Origin of the sequence: Amycolatopsis tolypomycina (genome assembly GCF_900105945.1) — a bacterium.
In the GTDB taxonomy this organism is placed as follows: domain Bacteria; phylum Actinomycetota; class Actinomycetes; order Mycobacteriales; family Pseudonocardiaceae; genus Amycolatopsis; species Amycolatopsis tolypomycina.
In genome coordinates this window covers 980,770-1,005,925 of sequence record NZ_FNSO01000003.1, presented here as the reverse complement: position 1 = coordinate 1,005,925, position 25,156 = coordinate 980,770, and the positions used below count along the sequence as shown (strand labels likewise).

Below are 25,156 nucleotides of genomic sequence, written 5' to 3'. Positions count from 1 at the left end.
CGGGGACGTGTGGTTCGGCCCTGCCCGGCGGGGTGCGCACCACCCACGGCAGGAAGGCTCCCGCGATGAACCCGACCGACCACCACGACGACGAGAACACCACCACCGGCACCACGCCCGCCGTGGGGCCGGCCGGGGAGCTGGCCACCGTCCACCACCTGCCCGCCCGCGAGGACGGCGGCCCGGCGATCGAGGGCGAGATCGTCTCCGAGGAGGAGTGGGCGCTCTACACCGACCAGCAGGCCCAGCGGGCGTGGCGGTATGCCGAGTACCGCCGCCAGGGCGCCGCGGTCGCCCGCTACACCCGCACCGCGGTCACCCACGACCGCACGGTCGCGGCGGCGAAGTTCGCCGGCCGCCACACCGCCTACGTCTTCGGCGGGGCCGGGATCGTGGCCAAGCGGGTGTGGGAGGCCAAGACGAACTCCCGCTACGAGCGGCTGATCCGCGCGGCCGAGGCCCGCGGCGATGCCGAGGAGCTCAAGCACTGGGAGGAGCGGGCCGAGCTGGCCAAGGAGAAGCGGCACCGCCGCGCGATGGACTGGCTGGACGCCCCGGCCCAGATCGCGAAGACGCTGCTGCTGAGCGCGCTGGTGGCGATCGTGGTGCTGTTCGGCATCGGCTGCCTGCTGGCCCTGTCGTTCAAGGACGTCTCGATGATCGGTGCCCCGTTCGGTGCCGTGGTGGACGTGGTCCGCTGGATCACGATCGCGATCTCGGTGGCGTGGGGCCCGCTGCTGCTCGCCGCCCCGTGGATCGGGCTCGCCGCCTTGCACCACATCGGCCGCCGCGCCGAGGCCACCCCGGGCTGGCTGGCGCGCGCCGACGGCGGCGGGATGGACGCGTCCACGCTGCTCACCGCGGACGGGATCATCGCCGCGCTGCGCCACCTCGGCATCCCCGCGATGAACAAGGCGATCAAGGAGGGGTGGACTCCGCGGTTCGAGCTGAACCCGACCCGCGAGGGCACGGCGCCGTTCAAGGGGTACCGGGCGATCGTGGACCTGCCGATGGGCGTCGCGCCCACGATGGTCGCCGACCGCCGGGAGGTGCTGGCGAAGAACCTCAACCGCAACGCGGTGGAGGTGTGGGCCTCGGACTATGGACGCGAGAAGGGCGGCAAGGCCGGGTACCTGAACCTCTACGTCGCGGACTCCGGGGTGATGGACAAGCCGACCCCGCCCTACCCGCTGCTGCACGAAGGGTCCACGGACGTCTTCGCCGGAGTCCCGATCGGGATCACCCAGCGCGGGGACGTCGTGTCCATCCCCATCGCCGGATCCAACGCGGTGTTCGGCGGGCAGCCTGGCCAGGGAAAGTCCAACGCGGTCCGGGTCATGGTCCTCGGGGTGGCGCTGGACCCGCTGGCCGAAATCCGGGTCCACGTGTTCGCCATGAACGGCGACTTCGACGCCTACGAACCCCGCCTGTCGCAGTACGAGAAGGGGGCGACCACCGAGCACGTCGAGTCCGCGCTGGCCCACCTCGAAGCCCTCTACGCCGAAGTCGGACGCCGGGAGGGGCGGCTGGCTGAACTCGGGGCCAAGAAACTGACCCGGGCGATCTCGCAGCAGCACGAGGACATGCGTCCGCTGCTGGTCGCCTTCTCCGAGTGCCACGAGCTGTTCGGCCACGCCGACTACGGCAAGCAGGCCGCGGACCTGGCGGTCAACATCGTCAAGCGCGGCCGCAAGACCGGCGTCTCGACCGTGTACGACACCCAGTCCTCGCGGGCGGACGCGATCCCGTCGCAGCTGGTGGAGAACGTCGGCGCCAACGGCTGCTTCGCGGTCAAGACGTGGCGCTCGAACGACGGGTTCCTCGGGGACGGGTCGTTCGCGGCCGGGATCCGGGCCACGGAGCTGCGGTTCAACGTCGACCGCGGAACCATGGTCGCCACCGGCATGACCGACGAGCTGTTCGAGATCGTGCGGACGTTCTTCGTCGAGGTCGACGACGACCGCGGCTGGGACGCCGCCGCCGACGTCATCGCCCGCGCCATGGCCCAGCTCAAGCCGGGCACCCCGGTGGCCGGCGCCCGCCCCGCCCCGGCCCTGGAAACCGCCCGTGACCTGCTCGAAGACGTCGCCGAAGCCCTCGGTGACGACGAGAAGGCCAAGGCCACCGACGTCGTGGCCCGGCTGCGCCAGCTCGCCCCGAACCACCGGCCCTACCAGGGCCTGAACGCGGACAAGCTGGCCTCCCAGCTCGGTGAGCTGGGGGTCAAGGTCACCAAGGTCGGCGTCCTCACCGTGTTCACGGAGCGTGTCCGAAAGGCGCTCGCTGACCGGGCCGCCGACGCCTAGGGAGGGAATCGCCCCGCACTCCCGGCACCCCGCTCCCAGCGGGGGTGCCGGGCGGGCGAATTCCCTCGCTTCCCTCGTTCCCTTCGAGCGCATCCGCGCTGATCAGCCATAGGGAACGCCCAGCGGGTGCCGGACAGGGAATTTTCCCTTCCCAACCTCGGATTCCCTCGCCCGTTCCCTTCCGATCCCGCGGTCCGCCGCACCCACCGATCGTCACTGTGAGTCATATTTTGGAGGTTGTCATGGGCTTGTTCAGCTCGGCCACCCGCGAACAGCGGGCCGAACGCCAGCAGCGCGAGCAGGAAGCCACGCTCACCCTCGCCGCGCACGAGGTCGGTCACGCGATCGGCTGCGCCGCCGCCGGAATCGAGGTCCAGCACGTGCGGCTGGCCGGCGGCCGCGGGGAGTGCTCCCACGCCGACATCGACCTCGCCGACCTGCACAAGGTCGACGGCGCCCTGGTGATGACGCTGGCCGGCTGGGCGGCGGCCGCGGAATGGGTGCGCCGCCACCACGGCATGCCCCGCTCCACCGCGCTCTCCTGGGCCAAGGACGGATCCCGCGCGGACTGGGCCGAGTTCCGCCGGATGAAGCGCTACGGCTCCCACTCCGATGGCTGGTACGAGCGGGAAGCGCAGAAGCTGATGCGCGCCAACTGGTCCCGGATCCAGCGCTACACCCGCGAGCTGGTGCGCACCGGCCGTCTCCCGGGCAGCCACTTCAACTAGCCGCCGGGCCCTGCCGGGGTGTCGGCCCGGCAGGGCCCGGCGCTGCCGCTGTCTTCGCCGGGCTGCGCGGCCGGCCACCTGATTGCCCCGCGCGGCCCGGCGGCCCCACTTCGTTGACTGCAAAGGAGCTTCGCCATGTTCCTGCCTCCGCCCGACCTGTCGGGCACCGACGCCTACGCCTGCCTCGGGGTGCGCGCCCCGGCCGTGCTCACCGCGCCGGACGGTGCCGTGCTCGCCGTCGGGGTCACCCGCCCCGCGGCCGCGCTCGGCCTGATCCGCGCCGCCGCGCCCGGCGGGCTGGTCCCGGACCGGGCCGACGCGGCGGTGTTCCGGCTGCGCTGGTTCGCCTACACCCACCCCGGCCGCGACGGCGCACCCACGCGCCTGGCCGCCCCCGGCGAGGACGGCGCGTTCCCGGTTGTCATCTGGCGCGCCGTCGACCAGGCCGCCGCGCGATCCGCGGCCGGCACCCACGCCGCGCTGCTGCCTGTGCTGGCGGTGGCGGCATGACCACCAACGACTCGGGTGCCTGGCACCGCGAGCTGCAGCGTCAGCAGGAAGAGATCGAACGCCAGCAGCGGGAAGCCGCGCAGAAAGGGGAGAACAAGTGACGTTCGCCAGCCCCTACGTCGTAGCCGTCAACGCACCCGGGGTGTGGGTGCACGAGCTGCTCAGCGCAGAGCCGTTCTTCCCGATCGCCGACGTGGTCGAGGAGATCGCGGCGGTGTCGCAGGACACCGGCGTCCCGCTGACCGCCTACGCCCGCAGCACCAACGGGATCACCTCGTCGCTGCTGCTGGTGCGCGACCCCAGCCGCACCCACGGCACCCCGGGCATCGCCGACTGCGAACGCGCCGCCGCCGCACTCGCCGCCCGCGGCACCTGGCTCAGCCGGGGCCAGGACGCCCGCTCGTGCATGCTGCTGGCGCTCGGGCTGCGCGAGGGCTACGACCCTGCCGCCCGGGTGCACTCGCCGGATGAGGTCATCAACCGGGTGCTGAGCAAGGGTCAGGTGTGGTGCGGCTGGCCGGCCGAGCTGATCTCCGCCCGGCCGCAGCCCGACGGCCCCGCGCAGGTCTACCACGAACCGGGCGTGCTGGCCTTCACCGACTTCGACCAGATGCCCACCCTCGCCGCGATCGCCCACGACCTGCGCCAGGACCGGTTCGTCATCCACAACTGGCTCACCGGCTGGACCACCGCCTTTCGCCGCCCCGCCGGTCCGCACGGCACGTAGGCCGGGGTGATCGGCGGTGGCGGGCAAGGAGAAGTACAGCGCGGCCGAGGTCGCCGCGTGGCTGACCGAGCACACCGGCGCCGACACCACCACCGCCCGCCGCGCCGGGCGGACGGTGGCCGGGGCGTGGAACGCCCGCGAGTTCTACGCCTCGGCCACCTGCCCCGCCCTGGTGCGGCTGCTGCGCGCCGCGAAAGAGCCGCCGTCCGATGTGGACCGGCTGGCCGAGGCGCTGGCGCGGGCGTTTCGGGTGCACCTGCACGACGTCGCGGCCTGGGACCCCCGGCCCGACTGGCGAAAGGAGATCGACGCATGAGCGATGCCCAACGCGCCGCACTGGAACGGGTCGCGCTGGCCATGGCTGGCAGAGGGTGGGCGGTGTTCCCGATCATGCCGAACCGCAAGTGGCCGCCCGCCTGGCACCGCAAGGACACCTGCCCCGGCCGGGGCCCGTGCGCGGCGGAGCACGTGACGCCGGAGTCGCTGGCCACCACCGACCCGGAGACGATCACGCGGGTGTGGGCGACGGCCCCGTACAACGTCGCGGTGTTCCCGGGCAAGTCCGGCTGGCACGTCATCGACTGCGACGTCCGCAAGCCCGACGAACCGGCCGGCCCCGACGGCTGGGAAGAGCTGCAAGCCCTCGCCGCGGTGCGGGGCGGGCCGCTGCCGTACACGTGGACCACCTCGACCCCCAGCGGCGGGCGCCAGCTGTGGTACCCGGTGCCGCCCGGGGTGCGGCTCGGCTCGACCGTCAAGTGGATCGCGGGGCATGTGGACACCCGCGGCTGGGGCGGCTACGCCCTCGCCCCCGGCAGTGTCCGCGAGGACGGGGCCTACGAGCTGCTCGACGACACCGACGGCCCGCCGCTGCCGGGGTGGCTGATCCAGGCCAGCGTCAAACTCCCGCCTGCGGGCAACTCGGGGCGAACCGAGAAGGCCGTAGCCGCCCCGAGTGCGTACGCAGCGAAAGCGGTGCGGGCCGAGTGCGACCGGGTCGCGGCGGCCCCGTCAGGGCAGCGGAACAAAGCCCTCTCGACCGCTGCCTATGCCCTCGGTCAGCTGGTCGGGGCGCGGCTGCTGGACAAGGACTACGCGCGGGCCGAGCTACGGGCCGCGGTCGCGGCCTGGAACACCCCCGACTCCGCCGTCAAGGACGACGGGGTGATCGAGACGGCACTCGCGGCTGGGGAGGGCAACCCCCGGCGGATCACCCCGCGGCAGGGCACCCGCCGCGCCGCCTGAGGACCAACCGTCTGCACACCAACGGAAAGCGAGCCATCTCATGACCATGCTCACCGTCGCCACGGCCACCCACGTCGGTGGCCGCCCCGCCAACGCCGACGCCGCAACCGTCGTCACCACCTCGCTCGGCACCGCCGCCGCGGTCGTCGACGGCATCGGGTCCGAACTGCGCACGTGCGCCGCGGCGCAGCTGGCCGCCGGAACAGCCGCGACCGTGGCGGCCCACCGTGGAGCACAGGCCGGGCTGATGGCGGCCGCGGACACGATGCCCGACTACCCCGGCGGCCCCAACGCGGTCGCCGCGGTCGCCTCGGTCGTGAACGGGCAGATCGAGATCGCCCACGTCGGCGACGCCGCGGTCTGGACCTACTCGGCCACCGCCGGGCTGCGCCGCTGGACGGTCGACCAGACCGCCGGGGAGCACATCCGGCACATGCTCGACAACCCCGGCCTCACCGACGCCGACCGCGAGGCGCTGGAACGGGTCGGGGCTGCAACGGAAGTCCTGGCCGACTACGTGCTCAACGGGCTGAAGTTCGCGACCGTGTCGACGATGTCGTGGACCCCGCTGCGCGGCGAGGACGCGGACGTCGAGCTGATCATCGTGACCAGCGACGGCGTCCACAAGCCACTCGCGACCGGACAGATCGAGGAGCTGGTGCGGGTGTTCCACGACGACCCGCAGAGACTCGCCGACGTCCTGGTGGAGGTCGCCGTGTTGTACGAGGCCGGCAAGCACAACCCGGCCTCGGATAACGCGACCGCGGCCGTGATCGCCCTGCCGCGCAGGCAGGCCGCGTGAGGCCCACCCTGTACGCCACCATCGGCCCGGCCGGCGCCGGGAAAACCACCTGGCGCCACCAGCACGCCCCGCCCGGAGCCACGGTGATCTCCCTCGACGAACGCCGCTCCGCGCTTTCGCCGTGCGGGTGCTCGGCCGACCCGTCGGTGAACGCCGCCGCCGTCGCCGACGGCACCGCCGACACCCGGGCGGTGCTCGCCGCGGGCGGGACGGTCGTGTGGGACGTCACCAACTACCTGCCCCGGTTCCGTGCGCACCTGCTCGACCTCGCGGCCGAGTTCGACGCGGCCACGGTCGGGCTGGTGGTGCTGCCGCCGCTGCTGACCGTGCTGGCCCGCAACGGCGGCCGCGACGGCCGGATCTGCGCCGTGTGCGGCATGGCCCGGCGGGTCCCGGACCCGGTCGTGTGGGCCATGCACGCCGCGATCACCGACGCGCTGCCGGGCTTGCACCGCGAGGGCTGGCACACCCTGCACTTCCTGTCCCTGCCGCCGTACCTGCACCGTCGACACCACGGAAGGACACCCTGATGGCCGCCATCGTCCACCGCTGCGCCTGCACCCACCTCGACAGCCACCACCGCGAACACCCGCTCACCGACGACACCCGCCCCTGCCTCGCCTCCGGCTGCGACTGCGCGGACGCAGACCTGCAGGCACCGGAGGTCATCCCGACCTGGCACGCCGCCAGCCCGACCGCGCAGGCCGAGCCCGACCCGGTCGTGATCGAGCCCGGCACCGTCGACGGCCCCGGGCTGGGACGGCTGTGCGACTGCGCGGACTGCTGGAACCTCTACGAAGCCGGAAGCGAGGCCGCGTGATGACCCGCACCCTCACCCCGCCCGAGGACCAGCAGATCCCCGAGCGGTGGCGCAGGTACCCGCGCACCCCGGTCCCGCCCGAGCAGACCACCCTCACCACCGTGAGCCTCGCCATGACCGTGGGCACGCAGCCGGTCGCCGGGGAAACCACCGCGATCCCCGGGGTGCTGCTGGTTCCGCACGTGACCGGCGAGCCGTTGCGCTACACCGGGAACTGGCGTCTCGTGCACGCCGCGTCCGGGCTGTGCGTCTGCCCGGCCGCGCCGATCGCCTACGCCCGCGAGGTGGCGCAGTGGTACGAGCAGGCCGGGATCGACTGGGACCGCCCCGGCGCGGTCATCGCCGACGACCCGGCCACGCAGCGGACGTACCTCGCGCTGATCACCGACCTGCAGGACGCGCGCCACGAACACCGGCCGCTGGTGTACGCCCGCACCTCGTGGGTGCCCTGGCCACCCCAGTGGCGAATCTGGCAGGACGGCAAGCCCGACCCCGGCGGGTTCGACACCTACGCCGATGCCGCCGCCATGGCCGAGTGCGCCGGGCCCGGCGACGGGGACGCGCAGATCCGCCGGGACACCACCTCGCCGGGCTGGGCCCTGCGGTGCGCGGCCCCGTCGTGCCGCGACAGGCACGCCTGGTTCTTCGACGGCTGGGACGCCTACACCACGCCGCACGTCGCCGGGCGGAACGCGATCGAGCGCGACGCCCGCGCCGTCGGCTGGCGCGAACACGACCCCCAGCACTGGGTCTGCTCCACCTGCACCGACCAGCACCACTGACCACTAAGGACACCAGAGAGGGCCGGGCACCGCGCGTGCCCGGCCCTTCCCGTGCCCGCCTCCCGAAAGCGAGCCCGCGCCATGACTACCACCCACCCCGTCGCCGCGCACCCCACGTTCACCGTGCTGGCCGAGGTCGCCGCCGAACGCACCCGGCAGGACACCCAGTGGGGCGAGCAGAACCACCCCGACGGCACCGGCCCCGACGTCGCGCTGACCGGCCTGTCGCGCCGCGCCGCCGACGCCGCCCACACCGCCCGGTTCGCCACCGAGCTGGCTCGCGCCGAAGGGCGCCTCACCTGGCTGCACATCCTGCGCGAGGAGGTCTACGAGGGGCTGGCCGATGACGACCCCGCCGCGCTGCGGGCCGAGCTGGTGCAGATCGCCGCCACCGCGGTCTGCTGGATCGAGGCCATCGACCGCCGCGCCGGAAAGGTGACCGCCTGATGCGCATCCGTGTCGAGGGCACCGAGGCCGAGATCGCCGCAGCAGTCGCGGTCATCACCACCGTGCTCGACGTCCAGGAAGCCAGCGGCTTCTACCGCAACCGAGGCGCGTCGAAGCTCGGCCGCGTTTACCTGACCGTCGTGGCACCGGCCTCGCCTGCCGGGCCGGTGCAGGCCACCGCCGAACGCGCCGACCGACCCCAGAGCAACAGCCGCGTCCCGACCCGGCACCGGAAGGAGATCCGCTGATGACCGTCACCACCTACCACGAGTTCGCCGGGTTCGGCGGCGACACCACCGGCGTCCTGGCCGTGCCCGGCACCGAGGGCGTCCTGGCCGCCAACCACAACCCCGACGCCATCGCCACCCACGCCTACAACCACCCCGGCATGGATCACTACGAGGGCGACATCGCCAAGGCCGACATCGGCAAGTTCCCGCGGGTGGACTTCTTCTGGGCCTCGCCGTCGTGTCCGCCGTGGACGGACGCCCGCGGCGAGAAACGCGACTTCGACCAGAGCACGCAAGGGGTGCTGTTCGATCCGGTGACCGGGCCGCGGGCGCTCAACCCGGAGACCGCGCGGGCGCGGGCGCTGATGGAGGAGATCCCGCGCTACCTCAAAGCCATGGCCATCCGGCGTGCGCCGGTGCTCGGGGGCGTGGTGGAGAACGTGGTCCAGGTCGTGAAGTGGGACCAGTTCGCCCGGTGGCGGCGCGAGATCGCCTTCTACGGCTACCGCACCAAGGTGATCGCGCTCAACGCCATGCACGTCACCGGCCCCACCCTCGGGAAGATCGCGCAGTCCCGCAACCGGTTCTTCCTGGCCTACTGGCACGTGAGCCTCGGCCGGGACCCGGACTGGGACAAGTGGCTGCGCCCCAAGGCGTACTGCCCGGTCTGCGACCAGGTCGTCAGTGCGGTGCAGGTGTTCAAGAACCCCCGCAACACCATGGGGATCTACGGCATCCGCCACGGCCAGTACGTCTACCGCTGCCCGCACCGCACCTGCCGACACCAGATCGTCGAACCCGCCGTGCTCCCGGCCAGCACGATCATCGACTGGTCGCTCGACCCCGGGCAGCGCATCGGGGAACGGGTCGACGACCACGGCCGACCGGACCCGCTCACCGAGAACACCATGAACCGGATCAAGGCCGGGCTGGCCCGCCACATCGGGGCGCTGCTCACCCCGGCCGGCGGGACGTGGCGCCAGCACGCCACCAGCGTCGGCGAGCCCCTGCCGACGCGCACCACCCGGGAGACCGACGGGCTGGTGTGCCCGCCTCTGCTCGTGTCGTGCGCCGCGCGGGCCGGGGTCGACACCGCCAGCACGATCCTCGAACCGATGCGGACGCAGACCTGCCGCCGGGAGACCGCGGTGGTGGTGCCGCCGTTCATCTCGATCCAGCGCAACGGCGGCTCGTTCAACGCCGCCTACCCGCTGGACGGGCCGATCCCGACCGTCTCGGCCGGGGGCAACCACCACGGCCTCGTGGGCCCGCCGACCGGCGAGGCGGGGCAGGCGTTGCTGATGGCCTACTACGGCAACGGCGGCACCCAGCTCACGGACGACCCGATCGGCACGCTGACCACCCGCGACCGCTACGCCCTGGTGGGCGGCACCGCGCCGGTCGAGGCGTGCACGTTCCGGATGCTCGAACCGCACGAGATCGCCGCCGGAATGGGTTTCCCTGCCGGCTACAAGGTGCCGCCGAAGGTCGCGAAGTCCAAGCGCAAGTGCGTCCGCGGCTGGGGCAACGCCGTCCCGCCCGGCATGGCCGAAGTCCTCGGCTCGGCCGTGATCGAGGCCATCACCGGCGAACCGCTGGAACCCGCCGCGTAAGCGCGGCATGCATCACCCGCACGACGGAGAGGGAACGCCATGGCCAGCACACCCGCACAAGCCCGGTCGCTGTGGCCGCTGGGCAACACGGGTCGCCCGCGGCTGCGCATCGGTGAGGACCCGGACGCCATCCGCATCCTCACCGGCGCGCTGGACGACCGGATCATCCCGGACACCTACGTGTCCGAGGGCGCCCCGGTGGTGGTGGAGGAGATCTCCGGCGCCACCGAGGACACCGAGGCCGGGGATGCCGACGTGGCGTTGCCCATCACCGCCTCGGTCCTCAAGCCGCCGCTGCTCGCCTCGCTGCTGGCCGAGCACGCCGAGGTGATCGACGTCAAACGCGAAGGGAAAGAAGTGGAAACCACCCCGAACGCCACCGTGCTCAACGCTGTGTTGGCCCGGCGGTCATGGCCGAAACTGCCGGTGCTGCACCGGATCATCTCCACCCCGGTGCTGCGCCGGGACGGAACCCTGTTGCAGGACCCCGGCTACGACCCGGCGACCGGGTTCTACCTGGCCGGCAACCAGCACCTCGGCCGGATCCCGGAACAGCCCACGCCGGGCGAGGTGGCCGAGTCGCGGGAGTTCCTGCTCGACCGGTTCCTGCGGGACTTCCCGTGGCGCAGCGACGCCGACCGCGCCAACTACCTGGCGCTGCTGGTCACCCCGCTGATCCGCCCCTACACCCGCGCGTTGTCGCCGTTCGGGATGATCGAGGCGTCCATGCCCGGCTCGGGCAAGACGATCCTGGCCGGCTGCGTCGGGCTGCTGGTCGGGCAGCGGGTGCTGACCTGGACCGACTCGGAGGAAGAGCTGCGCAAGGCCATCACCACGGTGCTGGCCGACAGCGTGGGGGTGATCGTGTTCGACAACCTGGCCGAGGGCGCCATGGTGAACTCCGCCGTGCTGGCCCGGCTGGTCACCGAACGGAACTGGTCGGATCGGCGGCTGGGCACGAACTCCGCGGCGAACTTCATCAATGACCGGTTGTGGCTGGCCACCGGCAACAACCTGCGCACCGGCGGGGACATGGCCTCCCGCTCGGTGTGGGTGCGCCTCGACCCGAACTGCCCGCGCCCGGAGGCCCGCACGGGGTTCACGATCCCGAACCTCGACTCGTGGATCCTCGACCCGGGCAACCGGGCCACCGTGCTGCGGCACGTGCTGATCCTCATTCTGGATTGGACGAACAACGGCGCACCGACCGCCAGCGCGGTACCGCAGATGCGGCAGTTCACCCCGTGGGCCCGCCACCTCGGGGGCTTCCTGGAACACCACCAGGTCGGCGGGTTCCTCGCCAACGCCGACTCCGTCCGCGAGCTGGATGAGGAAGACGGGGAGTGGCGGGCGTTCCTGATGGCCTGGGACGACATCCACGGCGACGTCCGGCTGACCTCCCAGCAGCTGCGCCAGTCCGGCGAGCCGACCACCGGGACCGACCCGTGGGCCGGGACGTTCCCGACCGACCGGGCCGGAAAGCCGCTGTCGGTGAAGAGCCTGGGGTGGCGGCTGCGTGGCCAGATCGACCGCTGGCACGGCGACGTCGTGCTACGCAGCGCAACCGACAAGCACCTCAACAGCAAGCTGTGGTGGGTCGAGCGGCAAGCGTCCTAGGAGCACAGGCGGCGAAAAAACCCGCAAAACCCGCAAACCCGCAAACGATCACTCCGTAGGGCTGTGACCAGGGAAAAGAGGCTGGCAGAGGGAGGCGGGTTTTTCGTCCGGGGTCGGTGGAGAAACCCGCAAAACCCGCGGGTTTCTCGGGTTGCCGGGAGAAACCCGCACCAAAACCCGCCAGCAAACCCGCTGGTCAGAGGCCACTTTGCGGGTTTGCGGGTTTTGCGGGTTTCTTCCAGCCCCCGCCGCCCCAGCGCTGCTACCCGCCCCTACCTCTCTGCCAGCCTGCCCAGCCCGGCAAGCACCCACCGTAACCGAATCACGCCGCCCGACCCGTGTCCGGCGGCGCTTCACCAGGCCCGACCGCGGGCGTTTGGAGGTCATCACGCCATGGCTCCCGCCAACGACATCGCCGCACTCGTGACCACCCTCGCCCAACTCGCCGAACGACTTGCGGCAGCCAAGGAGGCAGACGCGCAACTGCACTCGCGACCGATGCCCCCTCGCGTCCTGTTCACCGTGGCGGAAGCCGGTGCACAGCTGGGTGTGGGCCGCACCACCGCTTTCGCGCTAGTCGCATCCGGCGAACTCGAATCTGTCCAAATCGGACGGCTTCGAAGGGTGCACATCGATGCCATCCGCGACTACGCCGCCCGGCTGGTCGCCAACGCCAAGAAACCTGACGCCGCCTGAGAAAGGGCCCACCTGTGGCACGCAGCCAACGTCCCAAGGGCACCAAAAACCCCGATGGGCAAGGAAGTTTCTACTACAGCGAATACGACGGCTACTGGCACGCCCGGGTGACCGTGGGCGTCAAGGACAACGGCGATCCCGACCGACGGCACATCAAACGGCGTGACGAGGACGAGGCGCGCGACGCCTACCGAGAACTGCTGAATCAGGTCGAGAAGGGAGAAGTGCTCAAGCCTGGCGAGTCTTGGACAGTCGAGGCGTGGCTGATCCACTGGGTCGAGAACATCGCCCCGATGACCGCCCGGTACAAGACAGTCGTCGGCTACAAGACGGCCGTCTACCGTCACCTGATCCCGGGCGTGGGCCGGTACAAGCTGACCCCAGGCCTGGGCAAGCGCAGGGGAAAGCCCATCGAGCCGGAGCACTTCGAGCAGCTATACCGCAAGATGCTGGCGGCCGGGCTCAAGCCGGCCACCGTGCACCAGGTTCACCGCACGGCCCGCACCGCCTTCCAGGTCGCCTTCGACCGCAAGAAGATCTTCCGCAATGTGGTGGCGATTGCCAGGGCCCCGAAGGTCGAGGAAGAGGAGGTAGAGCCTTTCGAGCCCGAAGACGCGCAGGCGATCATCGAGGCCGCGCTCAAGCGCCGCAACGGCGTGCGGTTCGTGATCGCCCTCGCCCTGGGGGTCCGCCAGGGCGAGACGCTGGGCTTCAAGTGGCCAGCACTCAACCGGGAGCGCCGAACGCTGCGCATCCGCAAGGCTCTGCAGCGGCAGAAGTGGCTGCACGGCTGCGATGACCCGCATGAGTGCGGCGCGGCCTACCACAAGACGGCGCCGTGTAAGCAGCCGTGCAAGCGGCACACGCGCCCGTGTCCGCCGCCTTGCCCGCCGACCTGTGTCGAGCACGCACGCAAGTGCCCGCAACGCCACGGCGGCGGCCTGGTCGAGGTGGACGTCAAGTCACGGGCCGGGCGCCGCACGTGGCCGCTGCCTGACCAGATCTTCGAGCTACTGATGCGGCACGAGCAGCGCCAGGCACGCGAACGAGACCGGGCTGCGGACCTCTGGGAAGAGGGTGGCTGGATCTTCACGCAGGAGAACGGCCGGCCGATCGACCCGCGCGCCGACTACGAGACCTGGCGCGAGCTGCTGGCGGAGGCCGGCGTCCGGGAGGCCCGCCTTCACGACGCCCGACACACCGCCGCCACGGTCCTGCTGCTGCTCGGAGTGGACCCCCGAGTGGTGATGAAGCTCATGGGCTGGTCGACCGAGGCGATGCGACGGCGGTACCAACATGTGACCGACGGTATCCGGGAGGAGGTGGCAGGCCAGATCAACACGTACTTCTGGAAGGACGGCGCCTGAGACCCGTTGAGACCCTTTGTTGAGACCCTGGATACGAGACAGGCCCCCAACCCGATAGGTTGGGGGCCTGTCTTCGCAGGTAGATAGTGTGGCCAGGGCCGGGGTCGAACCGGCGACCTTCCGCTTTTCAGGCGGACGCTCGTACCAACTGAGCTACCTGGCCGGGAACGCCGGCAAGGAGCCGAACGATCTTGCGACCCTGACGGGACTCGAACCCGCGACCTTCGCCGTGACAGGGCGACGCGCTAACCAACTGCGCCACAGGGCCTTGCATCTACTACAGTACTGCGTACTCCCAACGGGATTCGAACCCGCGTTGCCGCCTTGAAAGGGCGGAGTCCTAGGCCGCTGAACGATGGGAGCCCGGCCGGTTTCGGGTGACCGACCGACCGCGCTCTCAGGTTCCCCTGGGAGCGATTACAAGCATAGGGCACGCCGCCACCCGTTTGCACAGGGGGTGACTTAAGCCGTCGGCAAGGCTGGGACCTGCGCAAACGTCGCCAGTTCCGCCAGCCGGCGATCAAGCTCGGCTCGCTCCGCCTCCGTCAGAGCCGAAGCCAGCAGTTCGCCGATGCGGTCGTCGGTGAGCGCTTCGGCGCGCTGCCACCGTTCGCGCAGGTCCGGTTTGCGCGCCGCCGCCGCCACCAGCTCGTCGGCCGCGTCCTCGGGCCACGCCGTGCGCAGCAGGCGCGCGCGGCCGCCCTCCGGGTCCGCGATCACCGCCTCCGGCACCGACAGCCCCAGCGCCCGCAGGGCCGCGAAGTGAAGGCCGCCGCGCAGCTCGCGGAAGACCATCAGCGCGAAGCCGAGGCGCTCGACGTCCCCCTCGGGACGCGCGGCGTTCTTCCATCCCGCGAACAGCGCCAGCCCGCTCGCGTCGGCGGCGTCCACGACGTGGAACAGCAGCTCGGCCAAGCGGCCGGGCTCCGGTACGGCCGAAAGGCTGACACGCGACCACCGAGCCGATGACTCCGCGTAGGCGCGGACGGCGGCGGACGCGTCGAGAGCGGCCGTCGCCGGCGGCAGGACGAAGTCGAACAGCCAGTGCGGGAAGATGCCGAACAGCTCCGCGGCCACCTTCGGCGGGACGTCCCCGAGCACGGCCGACCGTCCCCGCACGTACAGCGAACGCGGCGGCAACCCGACCTCCGCCTCGACGGCGGCCAGCTCCGGCGACGTCATGAACTTCCCGCCCAGCACCTGCACCACCGGCCTGATCCGGCTCGCCAGACCCGCCGCACCCTCGATCGTCGTCATGCCGGCCCCCTTTCGACACGACAACCGTAACAGTGTTACTAAACCTGCGTCAAACAGCAGGCGGAGACCCGCCAATTACTTCCCGAAAAGAGGCATAACCTGCGGAAATATCACCGGACGGGTCCGGCGCACCCACGCCGGACCCACCCGTTCAACGCTGAACGGGCGCCTGCCCGTCCTCATCCAGGTTCAGCCCCAGCATCTCCAGCAACTGAACACAGTCCTCGACCCCCAGCGCCCCATGCGCCACCGCCAGCCGAGCCCGCCGAACCTGATCATCCGACACCCGCTGCGCATCCGCGGCACCACTTCGCTGCGCCGGCAACGCCCCCGCAAACGGAGCGCTCCCCCCATCGGCACCTTCGTACCGAAGGAGGAACTGCCGCACTTCAACAGACCCGCTCATAGCCCCTCCACACGGCTCACAACAACTTGGCCGCGAGGCTAACCAGCACCGGCCACCACACACAGCCCCCCGGAGAGTGAACCTGAGGCCACGCTCCGCTCAACGCAGCGCAATCGGCAACACCGAAGAAGAACTCACCCCGAACGAACGTCACCCCCAGGGCAAAGTGACACCACACGGGGAAATTTCCCGCTCTCCACTCGCCCAACCACCCAACTCGTGCAACAATCGAGGTGCTGACACACCCCCGGTCAGCGCCTGTGGAGATCCCCTCCGACCCCCGCGTTCCTCCCCCTGGCGCGGGGGTCCTCCATTTCTTGGGCCGCTCGGGCTTCGCCCTTCGCCTGGCCCAATCATTTCGGTGTGCTGACCCGGGGGGCCGAGCCCCCCGGACCCCCACGGTGCCTTGCGCTCGGCTTCCAGCGTGGTCCCTCTTCGCCTCGGGCGCTGCGCGCCCTGGCGGACCCCCGTGCGCTGTCCATGTCCTGGCCCCCTGCTGGGTGACCCGCCCCTTGCTGGCGTTGTCCGGGGCCCCCGCTCCCAGCCCGCCCCGCTTGATCGACCCGCTCGGTTATCCGGGGGTTGCTTTCCGTTGTTGTGCTTTGGGCTGAATGGGTGGCCGCTCGGCTGAATGGGGAATTTCGACGGCGTGTTGTAGCTCACAGTGGTTTGTGTGGCGAGATCCAAACGTTATCGTGGCTTTCGTGCCTCTCCCCTCCCTTGGCCGCTTGAGCAGCCGCACGAACCTGAAAGCCGCCGCGTCTTCCGGGCGTCATCGTGGTGCCGCGAAGCCCGTGGACGACGGTGTTGTCGAGGACACTGAACTCACCTCGTACCTGGCGGCGCTGGCCCCCGACAACGACCTCGAGAGCACCGGATCCGGCAAGCGGTTCGGTGAAGCCCAGGTCATCCAGCTGCGGCTGAGCCTGGTCGCCAACCAGCAGCTCAAGGACATCGCCGCCGAGCGGCAGATCTCGCCGCAGGCGCTCGCGCAGGAATGGATCCTCGAGCGGCTCAACTGGGAGGGGCAGGCCTCCTCCGCCCAGGACCAGCGGCAGCAGGCCGGCGTCAGCGACCTCACCGACGAGTTCCACTTCCCCGCCGACGCCTTCGACGCGCCGGCCGTCGCGCACCGCTGACCACCCAGACCCACGAGAAAGGGCCCCCGGCGAGATTCGCCGGGGGCCCTTCGCTCAGGCCTTGAAACGCGCAGAGGGCCTGCTTTGAGGCTTCTTCAGCCTCAGTTTCAGATCGCGCGGACCTTCTGGGCCTGCGGACCCTTCTGACCCTGGCCGACCTCGAACTCCACTCGCTGGTTCTCCTCGAGCGTGCGGAAGCCGCGACCCTCGATCTCCGAGTAGTGAACGAACACGTCGCCTTCGCCGCCGTCCTGCGCGATGAAGCCGAAGCCCTTCTCCGCGTTGAACCACTTCACAGTGCCTTGCGCCACCGCTGTACTCCTCGTTACACAGATCCGCTTCGAATGCCACCGAAGCGGCACCCCGACCGTCCCGGGCGGTTCCAACGAGTCGAGTCAAGAGCGTGTCGGCTCCATGGCTCGCGTCAGAAGTTCCGCGAGTGTGAAGCCACTAACACGCAAAACGACGGCCTGAGAGCAGACTACCGGGATCTGGCCAAAGTTGAACCCCGTGATCGAGGCGAAAACCGGCTCTGCGCACCAAGGTCACCGGAACGTCGTAGGGCTCCCACCCCGTTCTGTCGTACCCACCGGCTAGTCTGGCGCCGCACAGCGACACCGTGATCACCGGATACGGCTCGGAGTCGGCCGTGCCCCCTCAGTGAAAGCCCCCACCGGCCGTTGTGACGCTCGTCACGCCTGCGTTGCTCAACGCACACGGTCCACGGGGCGTCTCGAAGGGGGAAAGCACCAAAGGGGCAAAGGGGAATGGGTGTGACGGTGAGGATCTCCACGCGGCGCCGGGGCGCTGCCGTGGCACTGGGCTTGGTCGCCGTGCTCACGCTGGGGGCGTGCAGCAGCGAACCGACCGTCTCGGCGAGCGGTTCGTCGGGCGGTGGGCCGACCAGCTCGCCCGCCCCGAGCGCCCAGCCGGCGAAGCTGACGGTGACGCCCGCGGGCGGCGCCCAGGACGTCGCACCCGGCGAACCGGTCGGCGTCCAGGTCGCCGACGGCACGATCATGTCGGTCACGCTGACCAACCCGGACGGCAAGCAGGTCCAGGGGCAGACGTCGGCGGACAAGAAGAGCTGGAACACCACCGAGCAGCTCGGCTACGGCAAGACCTACACCTGGTCCGGCCAGGCGCAGGGCGCCGACGGCAAGAACGTCCCCATCTCCGGCGCGTTCACCACGGTCAAGCCGAAGCGCCAGATGGCGGGCAGCCTGAACGTCGGTGACGGCCAGACGTACGGCATCGCGATGCCGATCGCGCTGACCTTCCCGAACCGCGTCACGGACAAGGCTTCCGTCGAGAAGGCGCTGTCGGTCGAGACCACGCCGAAGACCGAGGGCTCGTGGGCCTGGATGCCCGGCGACACCTCCGTGCACTGGCGGCCGAAGGAGTACTACAAGCCCAACACGCAGGTGAAGGTCAACGCCAAGATCTACGGCGTCAAGCTCGGTGACGGCGTGTACGGCAAGCAGGACGTGTCGGCCAGCTTCGCCATCGGGCGCTCGCAGATCGTCAAGGGCAACACCACGCAGCACACGATGCAGGTGATCCGCGACGGCCAGCAGATCGCCGACTACCCCGTGAGCTACGGCCTCGACTCCGACCCGGGCCGCGTCACCCACAGCGGCGTCCACGTCGTCATGTCGAAGCACGCGACCTACTCGATGAGCAACCCGCGCTACAACTACACGGACGTCAACGTGCCGTGGGCGGTGCGGATCTCCAACAACGGCGAGTTCATCCACGGTCTCGCGGCGTCGGTCTGGGCCCAGGGCAAGAAGAACATCTCCCACGGCTGCCTGAACCTGTCGCCCGCGCGGGCCAAGGAGTACTTCGACGGCGCGCTGACCGGCGACCCGGTGGAGATCACCGGCAGCACGCAGACGCTGAGCGCGAAGGACGGCGACTACAGCGACTGGACCTACGACTGGGCCAGCTGGCAGAAGCTGTCGGCGCTGGCCCGCTGAACCACCCGAACACCGGACGGCCGGGAAGTCCTGCGCGGGCTTCCCGGCCGTTTTCCTTTTCCCGGAATCCGATGCAACCCCGGTGATCACCCGCCGCATGACTAAGGGCAGAGGCGCGGCGATCCCCTGCCGCGCCCGCGAGAATGAGGAGCTGTCTTGCGTATCCGCATCGCCCTGACCCTCGGCGCGCTCGTGCTCGCCGGTGGCGCCCTGACCGGTGGCATCGCCCTGGCCTCGGAGGCGCAGGCGCCGAACCCCACCCAGACCCAGCTGCCCCGGCCGGGCGAGCCGACCGTGGCCCCCCGCCCGGGCGAGCCGACCGTGGCGCCGGGCAACGTCCGGACGACCACCAAGGCGCCGACCGCCGTTCCCGCGCCGCGCGAGGCGCGGCCGCAGGCGCCGCGCGTCCCCCGCGCCGTCCCGGCCGGCCCCACCGGTGACCTGAACCTGCCGGCCGTGTGGGAGACCCGGTAACCAGGTGATTTCCCGCTCCCGCCCGTCGGCCGGGCCGGGCTCGCCGTGGGACGGCGAGTTCGCCCGGTACTTCGGCGAGCGCGCGCACAGCCTGCGGTCGACCGCCTTCCTGCTCTGCGGGGACTGGCACCAGGCCGAAGACCTCACGCAGGCCGCGTTGCTCAAGCTCTACCTCGCCTGGCCGAGGCTGTCGCGGCACGACGCGCTGGACGCCTACGCGCGCAAGGTCGTCCTGCGCACGTTCCTCGCCGAGCACCGGCGCAGCAGGTGGAAACGGGAGCGGCTCACCGACAGCCCGCCGGAACTCCCGGCGGCCCCGGCCGCGAGCGAGCGGGACGAACTCGTCCGGCAGGCTCTGGCCGTACTGGCTCCGAAGCAGCGCGCCGTGCTGGTGCTGCGGTATTTCGAGGACCTGAGCGTCGAGGAGACGGCGAAGGCGCTCGGCTGCAGCACCGGCACGGTGAAGAGCCAGGCCTCCCGTGGCCTGGCCACGCTGCGCAACCGGCTCGGCCCGCACTACGGTGCGCTGACGTTCAGCGCACCCACGGAGGGGAGGTGACGAACATGGACCCCGAAGACGACGTCCGCGCGATCCTGACCGGCGCGGCCGGCGGCGCACAGCCGCCGATGCGCCTCGAAGCCGCCGACGTGATCGAGCGCGGCGGCCGGGTCCGGCGACGACGCAAGCGCTTCGCCGTGGCGGGCACGTCGGCCGCGACGGCGGTCGTCCTGGCGGTGGCCGGTTTCCTGGCCGGCCACCGCGCCGGGCCGCCGCAACCGGTGGAGCCTGCCGGCCCCGGGCTGTCCACGGTCGGCACCACGTCCCCCAGCCCGCAGCCCACGGAGCTCCCGGTCCCGGCGACGTCGATCGCGCCGCCGACCGCCCAGCCGGACCAGACCCGGCCCCGCCCGGGGCGGACGTCGCTCCCCCAAGCTCCGTCCGCGGGCCCGCGGGAGACGTCCCGGTCGACGGTGGTGAGCCCCTCGTCGACCCCGGGTGCCGTCACGCGCCGGCCGGGCGACCCCACGCTGACGACCACCGGCCAGCCGTGAAGACCACTCCTGGCGCACGTGTGCCCCGCCCGGTGATCCGGACGGGGCACACGGCTTTCCGGTGACCGCTCAGCGCTGAGCGGCCGCGGAGGCCAGCTTCCCGCTGTTGCCCTCGGTTTCGATCTCGTCCATCGGCACCTGCGCCGTCTCCGGGATCTTGATGATCGGGATGATCGCGATCAGCGCCGCCGCCATCAGGTAGTACGCCGGCCAGTCCTCGTTGCCGGTGCTCTTGATCAGCGCGGTCACGATGACCCCGGCAGTGCCGCCGAACAGCGACGTCGAGATGTTGTAGCCGATCGCGAACGAGCCGTAGCGCACCCGCGTCGGGAACATCGCCGGGAACGTCGAGCCGATCACCGCGAGGATCAGCACCAGCAGGAGCGCCACGATCAGGAACCCGACGAACAGCCACAGGATGCTGCCGGACTGCATCAGCTTGAGGCAGGGCCAGCTCAGCACCAGGAACCCGATGGCCGCGGTGAGCAGCAGCGGTTTCCGGCCGATCCGGTCGGACAGCGCCCCGAGCGGGATGATGATCGCCATCTGGATCACTTCGACCGCGATGATGATCAGTGTCGCCGTGTTGTCGTTGATCTTCAACGTGTCCGTGAAGTACGTCGGCATCGTCGTCAGCAGCAGGTAGTCCGCGACGTTCAGCAGCAGGACGATGCCGATCAGGTTGAGGATCATCCGCCAGTTGCGGACGAAGATCTCCTTCAGCGGCGCCTTCTTCGGCGCCTCGCCCTTCGCTTCCAGCCGGCGGAACTCGGGGGTGTCCTCGAGCTTGTTCCGCAGGTAGAGCCCGATCAGGCCGAGCGGCAGCGCGACGAAGAACGGGATCCGCCAGCCCCAGGCCTCGACCTGCTCGGCCGACATGGAGAGCGTCACCGACAGCACCACGAGGTTGCCGAGCACGTAGCCGGCGAGGGTGCCGAGCTCGAGGAAGCTGCCGAAGAAGCCGCGGCGTTTCGTCGGGGAGTACTCGGCGATGAACGTCGCCGCGCCGCCGTACTCGCCGCCGGTGGAGAAGCCCTGGATGATCCGCAGCAGCAGGATCGCGATCGGCGCCGCGATGCCCATGCTGTAGCTGCCGGCGTAGGTCGGCAGGATGCCGACCAGGAACGTGCAGCCGGACATCAGCAGGATGGTGATGGCGAGCACACGTTTGCGGCCGAGCTTGTCGCCGAGCGGCCCGAAGAACGCCCCGCCGAACGGCCGGACGATGAACCCGACCGCCAGCAGGGCGAGCGATTTCAGGACCGCGTTGCCCTCGCCGGGGAAGAACTGCGAGCCGATGGCCACCGCGATCGCGCCCGAGGTGAAGACGCCGTAGTCGTACCACTCGGTGGCGTTGCCCATGGCCGACGCCCAGACGGCGCGCTTGACGGTTCTCTCGTCCACTGACGGTTTGCCCGTCGTTGCTGCTGGTTCGCTCATGCCGGCGACGACTCCTCCCGTGCAGTGCCCACTGGGCCGTTCGAGCTCATCAGCCCAGTCTTGACCGGCTCTCCCGCCTCGGCAGTCTGAGCCGCGAATTGTCTACAGTCGGGAACTTTCCGGCTACTGAGCGATGTGTGTTGCGGACATACCGCGCGGGTCGGGCGCGAGCGGTGTCTACCGGCGAGTTAACGTCAGCGCATGAGTCGTGTTTCTCAACCCTGGCCGCCAGTCGAGGTGGAGCCCGCGGTCCCGCACCCGAAGGCGCCGGAGCCGGGTACCGAGCTCGGCGTGCACTTCGCGGAGTGCTTCGGGTGCGGCGACGAGGCCGACGCCGGGCTGCACCTGCGTTCGACCGTCGGCGAGGGCCAGGTCGTGCACTCGCGGTTCACCGTCACCGCGGCCCACCAGGGCGCGCCCGGGCTGGCCCACGGTGGCCTGCTGGCGTGCGCGTTCGACGAGGCGCTCGGCTCGACGGTCGGCAACCTGATGCGCCGCCCGGCGGTCACCGGCAAGCTCGAGACGGACTTCCGGCGGCCGGTCCCGGTCGGTTCGACGCTGTTCATCGAGGCCCGGCTGGACGGCATCGCGGGCCGCAAGATCTACGTCAGCGCGAACGGCCGCCTCGACGCCGAGGACGGCCCGATCGCCGTCAGCGCGCGGGCGTTGTTCGTCGTCGTCGGCTTCGAGCACTTCAACACCCACGGCGACCCGCAGGCGCTGGAGAAGCTCGCCGCGCAGCACGAGAAGAACCAGCGTGCGCGCGGCGAACGCGACTGGGAGATCAACCCCTGAAGGGCACTTTCACGTGAAAGTGCCCTTCAGGTGAGAGTCCGGGGGCGGATGGCGTTGGCCCGGTCGACCAGCTCGATGCGCTGGTCGAGCGTGCCCGCCAGCCGCGCCAGCGCCCGGTAGCACCGCTCGAGGCCGAAGCGCAGCTCGCGTTCCTCGAGCTGACACCCGAGCACGCGCGCGCCCGGCGTCGGCTTGCCCTGCTTGAGCCACTCGTGCGCGGCTTCGAGCACGCCGGCGGACAGGCGGGTCTGGCGTTCGACGTCCAGCCGGAGCCGCTCGAGCCGGGCCGACGCGTCGAGCAGGTCGTGCTCGGTGACCGGGGTCTCGCGGCCGTTGGCCTTGGTCGCCGTCGTCTTGATCTTGATGGCCGCGACCTGCGCGTCGACGTAGTGGGTCGAGGACGGCGGCACGGTTTCGAGCACCTCGACCGCGCTCGCCCGGGCGCCCTGCGCCAGGTACACGCGGGCCAGGCCGAAGGCGGCGCTGACGTAGGTGCGGTCGGTGCGCCAGACGAGTTCGTAGAACCGCGCGGCGGCGAAGTAGTCGCCGACGCCTTCGGCGCTGATGCCCAGGGCGAGCTTCGGGGCGATTTCGCCGGGCAGGTCGTCGTACACCGCTTCGAACGCGACGTGCGCAACCCGCGAACGGCCGCCCGCGAGCTCGATCAGGCCGCGGTACCAGTCGATCCGCCAGTCGTGCGGGAAGCCGTTCTTGATCGCCAGGTACTGCGCGGCCTGCAGCTGCCGCTGCGCCTCGGCGAACTCGCCCAGCTCGATCCGGGCGCGGACGATCCGCAGCCGCACCTCGATCGACTCCCGCGGCGCGCCGGCCAGCGCCTCGATGGCCGCGCGCGGGTCGAGCGCAGTCGTGGTGGCGAGCACGCCCGCCGCCGGGTCGTCGGTGTCGACCTGCGGGATCGGCAGGCCGGCGACGACCTCGTCCGCGCCGGGCAGCGGCACGCTGGCGCCGGCTTCAGGCACGACCAGCTGCACGCCGAACGTGCGGCTCTCCGGGCCGAAGACCGTGGAGACGCCGGGCCGCGGCTTGCCGGTGCCGAGCGCCATGATCTCGCGCAGCACCCCGGTGAGCTGGTCGGACATCTCCTCGGCGGAGAGGAACCGCCGGTCCGGGTCGGCGTGCGTCGCGCGCCGCAGGAACCGGTAGTAGGAACCGAAGAGCGCGAACAGCGGGACCGTGTCCGGGCCGGGCAGCGTCGTCTTGTACTTGGTGGTGTAGCCGGTGAACTCGAAGCTCAGCACGGCGAGCGTGCGCCCGACGGTGAACAGGTCCGACGCGATCGACGCGCCCTGCGTCGGCAGTTCCGGCGCGCTGTAGCCGGTGGTGAAGAACAGCGGGCTCTCGTAGTCGTCGGTGCGGCGGACCGCGCCGAGGTCGATGAGTTTCAGCTGTTCGTTGGTCTGGATGACGTTGTCGGGCTTGAGGTCGCAGTAGAGCAGGCCCTGGCTGTGGAGGTACCCCAGCGCGGGCAGGATCTCCAGCCCGTAGGCGATGACCTGGCCGATCGGCAGGGGCTCCGGACGGCGGCTTTCCCGGTGGTGCGCCAGCGCGAGCTGCCGCAGTGACTGACCGCCGACGTACTCCATGACGATGTAGCCGACGGTCGTCCCGCTGTGGGCGTCCGGGTGCTGCACGAAGTTGTGGATCTTGACGATGTTCGGGTGCTCGACCTCGGCGAGGAACCGCTGCTCGTTGGCCGCGGCCGCCATCGCCGTCGCGTCACCGGTGTCGATCAGTCCTTTGAGGACGACCCAGCGGTCGCTGACGTTGTGGTCCTGCGCCAGGTAGATCCAGCCCAGGCCGCCGTAGGCGATCGCGCCGAGGACCTCGTACTGGCCGCCGACGAGCTCGTGCGGCTGCAGCTTCGGGACGAACGAGAACGGCGCACCGCAGTTCTCGCACTTCCCTTCCGGCGAACCGGGTTCGCCGTCCTTGCCGCGGCCGACCTTCGCGTTGCAGCTGCCGCAGAACCGCTTTTCCTCCGACACCACCGGGTTCGACAGCACCGCGGACGCGGGGTCGCGCGCGGGGACCGGCGGCACCTCGACCAGCCCGGCGCCGAGCCGGCCGCGCCGCGAACGCGACGTCCGCGACGACGTCCGCCGCGAGGTGCCGGGGAAGGCGCCGGGGGTGGAGCCCGAACCGCTGCCGGTCCCCGTTCCGGTGCCGGTGCCGGTGTGCCGGCCTTCGCTGGTGCGCTCGGGCAGAACGCTTTCGGTGCCCGGGTCCGGCAGCGGGGTGCCGGGACCGGTGTCCGGCCGCGGTACCGGCGGCATGATGCTCTGCGTCTCCGGCGCCGGCGACGCGAGCACGCTCGTGAGCTGCGGCTCGTCGGGCTGCGGCGGGGTGACGGCCTGCGTCGGCGCCGGCTGGACCGGCGGGAGGACGGGGTTCATGCTGCCGGGCGGCTTGGTCGGGTCGTCCGCGCCCGGGATCGGCGCGCCACGCGGCGGCGTCGGCGGACGGCGCACGGGCGCGTGGAACACGGTCTCCTGCCCACCGGACGGCTCGCCCTCGTCGAGGCGGCCCGAGATCGACGGCTCCGGCGTCTCCCACCGCACCGGTGGTGGCGGCTGCCAGCTCGGCTTGGCCGGCGGCTGCTGCTCGTCGTCCGGCGCGGCGTGCCGAGGACGGCGCGGCTCCTCCGACACTGCTACCTCCCGTATCCCCGACGACGTGCGGGAACAGATCCTAGTCGCGTCCGG

The 25,156-nt window shown here is 71.1% G+C and carries 26 protein-coding genes, 3 tRNA genes and 1 pseudogene; 21 read left to right on the top strand and 9 right to left on the bottom strand.

Features of this window, described 5'->3' with window-relative positions; genetic code table 11:
• The first annotated feature begins 65 nt into the window (after positions 1-65).
• From BLW76_RS48420 to BLW76_RS10420, 11 genes are all read left to right on the top strand, one after another.
• Complete coding sequence (locus BLW76_RS48420) at positions 66-2,306, top strand: FtsK/SpoIIIE domain-containing protein (protein WP_091305743.1); 2,241 nt, start codon at positions 66-68, stop codon at positions 2,304-2,306.
• 242 nt (positions 2,307-2,548) lie between these two features.
• Positions 2,549-3,034 carry a hypothetical protein gene (locus tag BLW76_RS10465; protein ID WP_091305742.1) on the top strand — a complete coding sequence of 162 codons (486 nt, stop codon included), beginning with the start codon at positions 2,549-2,551 and terminating at the stop codon, positions 3,032-3,034.
• Between the two features lie 135 nt (positions 3,035-3,169).
• Positions 3,170-3,544, top strand: a complete 375-nt coding sequence (locus tag BLW76_RS10460) for a hypothetical protein (protein WP_091305740.1) — start codon at positions 3,170-3,172, stop codon at positions 3,542-3,544.
• A 97-nt stretch (positions 3,545-3,641) separates the two neighbouring features.
• Positions 3,642-4,271 carry a hypothetical protein gene (locus BLW76_RS10455; protein WP_091305739.1) on the top strand — a complete coding sequence of 210 codons (630 nt, stop codon included), beginning with the start codon at positions 3,642-3,644 and terminating at the stop codon, positions 4,269-4,271.
• A 16-nt stretch (positions 4,272-4,287) separates the two neighbouring features.
• Positions 4,288-4,587 (top strand): hypothetical protein, encoded by a 300-nt coding sequence (locus BLW76_RS10450; protein ID WP_091305737.1) that lies wholly within the window; start codon positions 4,288-4,290, stop codon positions 4,585-4,587.
• Positions 4,584-5,516: a bifunctional DNA primase/polymerase gene (locus BLW76_RS10445; RefSeq protein WP_091305736.1), complete on the top strand. Its 933-nt coding sequence runs from the start codon at positions 4,584-4,586 to the stop codon at positions 5,514-5,516. Before BLW76_RS10450 ends, BLW76_RS10445 begins: the two co-directional genes overlap by 4 nt.
• A 40-nt stretch (positions 5,517-5,556) precedes the next feature.
• Positions 5,557-6,318 carry a hypothetical protein gene (locus BLW76_RS10440; RefSeq protein WP_091305734.1) on the top strand — a complete coding sequence of 254 codons (762 nt, stop codon included), beginning with the start codon at positions 5,557-5,559 and terminating at the stop codon, positions 6,316-6,318.
• Positions 6,315-6,848: an AAA family ATPase gene (locus BLW76_RS10435; RefSeq protein ID WP_091305732.1), complete on the top strand. Its 534-nt coding sequence runs from the start codon at positions 6,315-6,317 to the stop codon at positions 6,846-6,848. The genes BLW76_RS10440 and BLW76_RS10435 overlap by 4 nt, the downstream gene beginning before the upstream one ends.
• Entirely contained in the window at positions 6,848-7,138 is a 291-nt protein-coding gene (locus tag BLW76_RS10430) for a hypothetical protein (protein WP_091305731.1), read from the top strand. Before BLW76_RS10435 ends, BLW76_RS10430 begins: the two co-directional genes overlap by 1 nt.
• On the top strand, positions 7,138-7,920 hold the full coding sequence (locus BLW76_RS10425) for a hypothetical protein (protein WP_091305729.1): 783 nt from the start codon (positions 7,138-7,140) through the stop codon (positions 7,918-7,920). Before BLW76_RS10430 ends, BLW76_RS10425 begins: the two co-directional genes overlap by 1 nt.
• Positions 7,921-8,001: 81 nt before the next feature.
• Positions 8,002-8,367 carry a hypothetical protein gene (locus tag BLW76_RS10420; RefSeq protein WP_091305728.1) on the top strand — a complete coding sequence of 122 codons (366 nt, stop codon included), beginning with the start codon at positions 8,002-8,004 and terminating at the stop codon, positions 8,365-8,367.
• Here BLW76_RS10420 and BLW76_RS50770 read toward each other — a convergent pair.
• Positions 8,349-8,597: pseudogene (locus BLW76_RS50770) on the bottom strand (hypothetical protein); the annotation flags it as partial. The gene BLW76_RS10420 and the pseudogene BLW76_RS50770 overlap by 19 nt on opposite strands.
• A 17-nt stretch (positions 8,598-8,614) precedes the next feature.
• Here BLW76_RS50770 and BLW76_RS10410 point away from each other — a divergent pair.
• From BLW76_RS10410 to BLW76_RS10395, 4 genes are all read left to right on the top strand, one after another.
• A complete protein-coding gene (locus tag BLW76_RS10410) occupies positions 8,615-10,210 on the top strand; it encodes a DNA cytosine methyltransferase (protein ID WP_091305724.1) in 1,596 nt (531 codons plus the stop codon).
• 39 nt (positions 10,211-10,249) lie between these two features.
• A complete protein-coding gene (locus BLW76_RS10405) occupies positions 10,250-11,827 on the top strand; it encodes a hypothetical protein (protein WP_091305723.1) in 1,578 nt (525 codons plus the stop codon).
• Between the two features lie 393 nt (positions 11,828-12,220).
• A complete protein-coding gene (locus tag BLW76_RS10400) occupies positions 12,221-12,523 on the top strand; it encodes an excisionase family DNA-binding protein (protein WP_091305721.1) in 303 nt (100 codons plus the stop codon).
• 14 nt (positions 12,524-12,537) lie between these two features.
• A complete protein-coding gene (locus tag BLW76_RS10395) occupies positions 12,538-13,890 on the top strand; it encodes a tyrosine-type recombinase/integrase (protein WP_091305720.1) in 1,353 nt (450 codons plus the stop codon).
• A gap of 89 nt (positions 13,891-13,979) precedes the next feature.
• Here BLW76_RS10395 and BLW76_RS10390 read toward each other — a convergent pair.
• The 5 genes from BLW76_RS10390 to BLW76_RS10370 form a co-directional block, all read right to left on the bottom strand.
• A tRNA-Phe gene (locus BLW76_RS10390) sits at positions 13,980-14,053 on the bottom strand.
• A 31-nt stretch (positions 14,054-14,084) separates the two neighbouring features.
• Positions 14,085-14,158: transfer RNA gene (locus BLW76_RS10385), tRNA-Asp, on the bottom strand.
• A gap of 22 nt (positions 14,159-14,180) precedes the next feature.
• Positions 14,181-14,253, bottom strand: a tRNA-Glu gene (locus tag BLW76_RS10380).
• Positions 14,254-14,352: 99 nt separating this feature from the next.
• Positions 14,353-15,147 carry an SCO6745 family protein gene (locus BLW76_RS10375; protein ID WP_091305719.1) on the bottom strand — a complete coding sequence of 265 codons (795 nt, stop codon included), beginning with the start codon at positions 15,145-15,147 and terminating at the stop codon, positions 14,353-14,355.
• A 151-nt stretch (positions 15,148-15,298) separates the two neighbouring features.
• The gene (locus BLW76_RS10370; protein ID WP_003097372.1) at positions 15,299-15,553 is read right to left on the bottom strand and encodes a hypothetical protein; all 255 of its coding nucleotides are present in this window, start codon (positions 15,551-15,553) and stop codon (positions 15,299-15,301) included.
• Positions 15,554-16,257: 704 nt separating this feature from the next.
• Here BLW76_RS10370 and BLW76_RS10360 point away from each other — a divergent pair.
• Positions 16,258-16,692 (top strand): hypothetical protein, encoded by a 435-nt coding sequence (locus BLW76_RS10360; protein ID WP_167384550.1) that lies wholly within the window; start codon positions 16,258-16,260, stop codon positions 16,690-16,692.
• 107 nt (positions 16,693-16,799) lie between these two features.
• On the opposite strand, the gene BLW76_RS10355 is transcribed toward BLW76_RS10360, so the two are convergent.
• Complete coding sequence (locus tag BLW76_RS10355; RefSeq protein ID WP_003097368.1) at positions 16,800-17,003, bottom strand: cold-shock protein; 204 nt, start codon at positions 17,001-17,003, stop codon at positions 16,800-16,802.
• Between the two features lie 456 nt (positions 17,004-17,459).
• Here BLW76_RS10355 and BLW76_RS10350 point away from each other — a divergent pair, with 456 nt between their 5' ends.
• The 4 genes from BLW76_RS10350 to BLW76_RS10335 all read left to right on the top strand — a co-directional run bounded on the left by BLW76_RS10350 (position 17,460) and on the right by BLW76_RS10335 (position 20,198).
• Positions 17,460-18,671 (top strand): L,D-transpeptidase, encoded by a 1,212-nt coding sequence (locus BLW76_RS10350; RefSeq protein WP_091305717.1) that lies wholly within the window; start codon positions 17,460-17,462, stop codon positions 18,669-18,671.
• 156 nt (positions 18,672-18,827) lie between these two features.
• Entirely contained in the window at positions 18,828-19,145 is a 318-nt protein-coding gene (locus BLW76_RS10345) for a hypothetical protein (RefSeq protein ID WP_091305716.1), read from the top strand.
• Between the two features lie 4 nt (positions 19,146-19,149).
• Positions 19,150-19,704, top strand: a complete 555-nt coding sequence (locus BLW76_RS10340) for a SigE family RNA polymerase sigma factor (protein ID WP_091305715.1) — start codon at positions 19,150-19,152, stop codon at positions 19,702-19,704.
• A gap of 5 nt (positions 19,705-19,709) precedes the next feature.
• Positions 19,710-20,198 carry a hypothetical protein gene (locus BLW76_RS10335; protein ID WP_143060601.1) on the top strand — a complete coding sequence of 163 codons (489 nt, stop codon included), beginning with the start codon at positions 19,710-19,712 and terminating at the stop codon, positions 20,196-20,198.
• A 69-nt stretch (positions 20,199-20,267) separates the two neighbouring features.
• Here the strand turns inward: BLW76_RS10335 and BLW76_RS10330 are convergent, their stop codons facing one another.
• Positions 20,268-21,602 carry an MFS transporter gene (locus BLW76_RS10330; protein WP_091305713.1) on the bottom strand — a complete coding sequence of 445 codons (1,335 nt, stop codon included), beginning with the start codon at positions 21,600-21,602 and terminating at the stop codon, positions 20,268-20,270.
• 237 nt (positions 21,603-21,839) lie between these two features.
• Between BLW76_RS10330 and BLW76_RS10325 the strand changes: the two genes are divergently transcribed.
• Positions 21,840-22,433 carry a PaaI family thioesterase gene (locus BLW76_RS10325; protein WP_091305712.1) on the top strand — a complete coding sequence of 198 codons (594 nt, stop codon included), beginning with the start codon at positions 21,840-21,842 and terminating at the stop codon, positions 22,431-22,433.
• A 26-nt stretch (positions 22,434-22,459) separates the two neighbouring features.
• On the opposite strand, the gene BLW76_RS10320 is transcribed toward BLW76_RS10325, so the two are convergent.
• The gene (locus BLW76_RS10320; protein ID WP_091305711.1) at positions 22,460-25,102 is read right to left on the bottom strand and encodes a serine/threonine-protein kinase; all 2,643 of its coding nucleotides are present in this window, start codon (positions 25,100-25,102) and stop codon (positions 22,460-22,462) included.
• Between the last annotated feature and the right edge of the window lie 54 nt (positions 25,103-25,156).